At 69.5% G+C, this 4838-nt stretch carries 4 protein-coding genes; 1 reads left to right on the plus strand and 3 read right to left on the minus strand.

Annotated elements, in window-relative coordinates:
* Nucleotides 1-63: 63 nt before the first annotated feature.
* Together WBA11_RS10345 and WBA11_RS10350 are read right to left on the minus strand one after the other, a co-directional pair.
* Entirely contained in the window at nucleotides 64-750 is a 687-nt protein-coding gene (locus tag WBA11_RS10345) for an ECF-type sigma factor (RefSeq protein ID WP_424520616.1), read from the minus strand.
* A gap of 84 nt (nucleotides 751-834) precedes the next feature.
* Nucleotides 835-2925: a protein kinase domain-containing protein gene (locus tag WBA11_RS10350; protein WP_424520617.1), complete on the minus strand. Its 2091-nt coding sequence runs from the start codon at nucleotides 2923-2925 to the stop codon at nucleotides 835-837.
* A gap of 11 nt (nucleotides 2926-2936) precedes the next feature.
* Between WBA11_RS10350 and WBA11_RS10355 the strand changes: the two genes are divergently transcribed.
* A complete protein-coding gene (locus WBA11_RS10355) occupies nucleotides 2937-3086 on the plus strand; it encodes a hypothetical protein (RefSeq protein ID WP_424520618.1) in 150 nt (49 codons plus the stop codon).
* Between the two features lie 33 nt (nucleotides 3087-3119).
* On the opposite strand, the gene WBA11_RS10360 is transcribed toward WBA11_RS10355, so the two are convergent.
* A partial coding sequence (locus WBA11_RS10360) for a glutamine synthetase III (RefSeq protein ID WP_424520619.1) occupies nucleotides 3120-4838 on the minus strand: 1719 nt, incomplete at its 5' end.

Consider the following 4838-nt stretch of genomic DNA (forward strand, 5'->3'; position numbering starts at 1 on the left):
AGCGGGAGGTCCGCGACGGCGTCGAAGGCGTCGCGGACGCGGAGCCAGCGTTCGGGCGTGGGGTCAGCCATCCGGGGAGGGAGAGTCCCCCTCCTCCGCGACTTCCAGGCTCGGGGGATCACCCATCTCGCCCTCGAGGCTGCCCAGGTGGACCTCGAGCCAGGCCCGCGCCCGCCGCCAGTCGCGCTTTACCGTCGCCGACCCGATGCCGACGGCTTCCGCGGTCTCTTCGACCGAGAGGCCTCCGAAGAACCGGCACTCCACGACCTGCGCCGCCCGCTCGTCGAACGAGGCCAGCCTCTCGAGGGCGTCGTGCACGTCGAGGACGCGCGCGGCCTGACCGTCGAGGTCGATGCCGCCAACGCGTTCGTCGTCGAGGGTGACGGGGCGGCCCCGCTTCTGCGCCGAGCGCCGGCGCGCGTGGTCCACCAGCACGTTGCGCATCGCCCTCGAGGCCGCCGCGAACACGTAGCTCCGGTTCGGGACCAAGTCGCTGCCGACGAGCCGCATGTACGCCTCGTGCACCAGGGCTGTGGTCGCGAGTGTGGCCGGCGCGCCTCGTTTCCGGCGCTGCGCGCGGGCGACGGACCGGAGCTCCTCGTAGACGAGAGGCAAGAGCCGGTCGACCAAGTCGGGGACGGTGCCGTCCTCCGCCTGGCGCAGCAGCTGCGTCACCGCGCCGGCACGAACGATGGTCTGGGGGTCGGAGCTCACGAGGAGAGGGCGAACGACCTCAAACATAAGCTGCATGGGGCTTACGCGTCCTCGAGGACGGGTCGGTAGAGGATCGTCCTCGCAGCCACATCGATTCCGACCTCGAGGACGTCGCTCCCGCTAGCGCTGGAGCCGTCCCAGGTGACCCTTAACGTGCTCGACGAACGGGTGGTCGGGTCCGAACGCCGCGACCCCGATCTCCTCCGCTTGGCGGAGGTCCGCGAGCGCGAGCGGGATGTCGCCTCTCGTCTCATGGATGCCCGCCCTCGAGTTGAGCACGAACGCGACGTAGGGGTGGTCTGGCCCGCGTGTGTCTCGGTGCAGTTCGAGGGCTTCGTCGAGCAACGTCTCGGCCTCGTCGGTCCGCTCGAGCTCGAGCAGGATCAGGCCCAAGTTGCCGAGATTCGTCGCCAGGTCCGTCTTGGCTTCATCGCCCTCGAGGGCGCGGCGTCCCCCGATGACCTGAGTCAGCAGTTGTGCTGCTTCCTCGGGCCGGTCCGTGTCCGAGTAGGAGAGCGCGAGGGTGTTTAGGATGGCGAGCCGCTCCTCGCCGTCCGTTGCGTGGAGCGAGTCGAGGGCGAGGGCCTGGAGAGCGAGCGCTTCGGTCGCACCGTAGTCCTCGGTCCGGTAGCGCAAGTTGGCGAGTTGGAGCAGGGCGTCCCGCTGGCCGAGCGGATCGTCACCGACGGTTTGGTAGAGCTCGACGGCGTCTTCGAGGAGCGGCCCGGCCGTCTCGTAGTCGCCCAGCGTTCGGTAGGCGCGGCCCATGGTCGCGAGCATCGAGGCCAGGATGCCGGGTTCGCCCTCGAGGTCGTCGCGGGCCTGGGCGGCCCCGGCGTCCAATAGCTGGCGGGCGGTCCGCTCGCCCGGGTCGGCGCCGGTCGGGTCCGAGCTGGCGAACAGGGACTCGAGGAACTCGGCGGTTCGCTCGGCCTGGAGCGCCTCGCGCTGGGCGTCTTGCGCCGCTTGCTCTGCTCGGTCGCGCTCGGCCGCGAGACGCACCGTGTAAAACACCGTGCCAGCCACCAGCATCAAAACCGCGAGCGCCGACGCTGCGACACTGACCCGATGGCGCCCGACGAACCGCTGCGCCCGGTAGGACACCGACGGCGCCCGCGCCCGCACCGGCAAGCCATCGAGGTAGCGGCGGAGGTCGTCCGCCAAGTCGTCGGCGGAGATGTAGCGGCGGGCCGGGTCCTTGTCCAGCGCCTTCATCACGACCGTGTCCAGGTCACCTCGCAACACGCGCTGGACGGCGGGCGCTACGGAGGACGGCCGAGCGGGTCTCGTGTCCACCACGGCCTCGACGATCCGGGTCAGCGTTGGCCTCTCGATCTCGTACGGTCGTTGTCCCGCGAGCAGCTCGTAGAGCAGCACACCGAGGGCGTACACGTCGGTCGCCGTCGTGACCGGCTCGCCGGTGACCTGCTCCGGCGCGGCGTACTCGGGCGTCAAGTGCGGCATGGCCGTCATCGTGGTCGCCGTGTCGCCCTCGACGTCGAGCATCTTGGCGACGCCGAAGTCGAGCAGGACCGGCCTCCGCCCGCCGCGCTCGCGCTCGGTCACGAACACGTTGCCCGGCTTGAGGTCGCGGTGGACGACCAGGTGCCGGTGCGCGTACCCGACGGCCTCGCAAACCTGGACGAACAGCCGGACGCGGTCCTCGACCTCGAGGCCGTGCGCGTCGGCGTAGACCGTGATCGGCTCGCCCTCGACGTACTCCATCACCAAGAACGGCACGTCGTCGCGGACGCCGCCGTCGATGAGCCGGGCGATGCCGGGGTGCTCGAGGCCGGCCAGGATCTGGCGCTCGCGCTCGAACTGCCGGACGCCCTCGGCCCCGAAGATGGACAGCCGCTTGAGCGCCGCCGTCTGATCGTAGGTGCCGTCCGAGCGCTCCACCAGGTACACGGCGCCCATCCCCCCGCGCCCGACCTCACGCTGGACGCGCCACCGCCCGAACTCTTCGCCCGCCGCCGACGGCTCGTCCTCGACCAACTCGGCCGGGACGCTCTCGTCGAGGACGGACGCCGCGTCGTCGGCGGCGAGCATGGCCTCGACCTCGAGGCGAAGGTCCGTGTCGAGCGTGCCGTCGGGCCGGACGCACGCGGCCTCGAGGGCAGACGGGCGGTCCCCTATCGGGAGGTCCGCGACGGCGTCGAACGTGTCGCGGACGAGGCTCCAGCGCTCCGGCGTGGGGTCGATGGTCATGGCGAGGGGGCGTGTCCGTCCCTACGGACAAGCGGCGCCGAGCGGATCACCGAGTCTACGCCCTCGAGGTCGACGTCCATGTAAACCAAGACCCTACCGTCCTCGAGGGCGCCACTCCGAACGCATCGAGGCCGACCCACGGAGCGGACCGGCCTCGATAGACGGGTTCGGCCTCGACGCCGAGAGCGGGCGGGCTACTTGCCCGAGAACAGCATCTCGCGGTAGGTCGGGAGCGGCCACAGGTCGGCCGAGATCTCCTTTTCGAGCGCGTCGCACGCCGCGCGGACCTTGTTCATGGCTGGGATGACCTTGTCGTTCATCGCTCGGGCCTCGTCCTTGGCCTTGTGAGCCGATGCGCGAGCCTTGCCAAGTGCCGTGAGCGCCTTGCCGAGTGCGTTCACCTGGTCGGCGACGGTCTTCGCCATCGCCTTGGTGCCCGACACGTCGAGGCCCAAGTCCTCGACGGCTTCGGCGGCCTCGCCCAACTCCGCCAACGTGCGAATCGCAGCTGGGAGCACCAGCGTCTTCGCCATCGACTCCGTGGTCGCGGCCTCGACGTTGATGGTCAGCGCGTACTGCTCGGCCAAAATGTCTTTGCGGCTCTCGAGCTCGGGCTCGGTCAACACGTCGTAGCTCGAGAAGACCTCGACGTTCTTGGCGTCCGTCAAGGTCGCGAGCGCGTCCGGCGTCGTCTTGAGGTTGAGCAGGCCCCGGTCCTCGACGGCCTCGCGGTGCCACTCGTCCGAGTACCCGTCGCCGTTGAACACGACGTGGGTGTGGGTGCGGATCGAGTCGGCGATGACGTCCTTGACGGCGGCCCGAAGCGCCTTCTTCGACGGCCGCTTGCCCGCCTTCTCCTCGACCTTGGTCGTCAGGTCCTCGATGGCCTGGGCGGCGATCGTGTTCAAGACGGTGAGCGGGAAGCTGATGCTCTGGCTCGAGCCGACGGCCCGGAACTCGAACTTGTTGCCGGTGAAGGCGAATGGGCTGGTCCGGTTGCGGTCGCCCGCGTGGCGCGGCAGCTTGGGCAGGACCGGGGAGCCGAGACCCAAGAACCCGCTCGACGTGCTCGAGGTCGCTTCGCCGGACGCCGTGATCTGCTCGAAGACGTCCGAGAGCTGGTCGCCCAGGAAGATCGAGATGATGGCCGGCGGCGCCTCGTTGGCACCGAGCCGGTGGTCGTTGGCGGCCGTCGCGATGGACGCCCGCAGCAGGTCCTGGTGCTTCTCGACGGCCTGGACGACGGCCGTGCAGAAGAACAGGAAAAGGAGGTTCTTGTGCGGCGTGTCGCCGGGCTCGAGCAGGTTGATGCCCGTGTCGGTCGACATCGACCAGTTAACGTGCTTGCCCGATCCGTTGACGCCGGCGAACGGCTTCTCATGCAGCAGGCAGGCGAACCCATGATCCTTCGCGATCCGCTGCAGCGTCATCATGACCAGCTGCTGATGGTCGGCGGCGACGTTGGCGTCCTCGAAAATGGGCGCGATCTCGTACTGGCCTGGCGCCACCTCGTTGTGCCGCGTCGCGACGGGCACGCCCAGCTTGTAGAGCTCGGTCTCGAGCGCGTTCAGGAACGCCAAGACGCGCTGCGGGATGGTCCCGAAGTAGTGGTCGTCGAACTCCTGTCCTCGAGGCGGTGCGGCGCCCACGAGTGTCCGCCCGGCGACGATCAGGTCGGGCCGGTCCTCGACGAAGACCTCGTCGACCAGGAAGAACTCCTGCTCCGAGCCGCACGTCGCGTAGACGCGTCCGACGTCCTCGCCCAAGACCTCGAGGGCACGAGTGGCCGTCCGGTTGAGCGCCTCCATCGAGCGGAGAAGCGGGATCTTGTGGTCGAGGGCCTCGCCGGTCCACGACGCAAAGGCCGTCGGGATGCACAGCGTGGCGACGTCGTTGTGCTCGACGATGAACGC

The sequence above is a fragment of the Rubrivirga sp. genome, from assembly GCF_049648075.1.
GTDB lineage: Bacteria > Bacteroidota > Rhodothermia > Rhodothermales > Rubricoccaceae > Rubrivirga.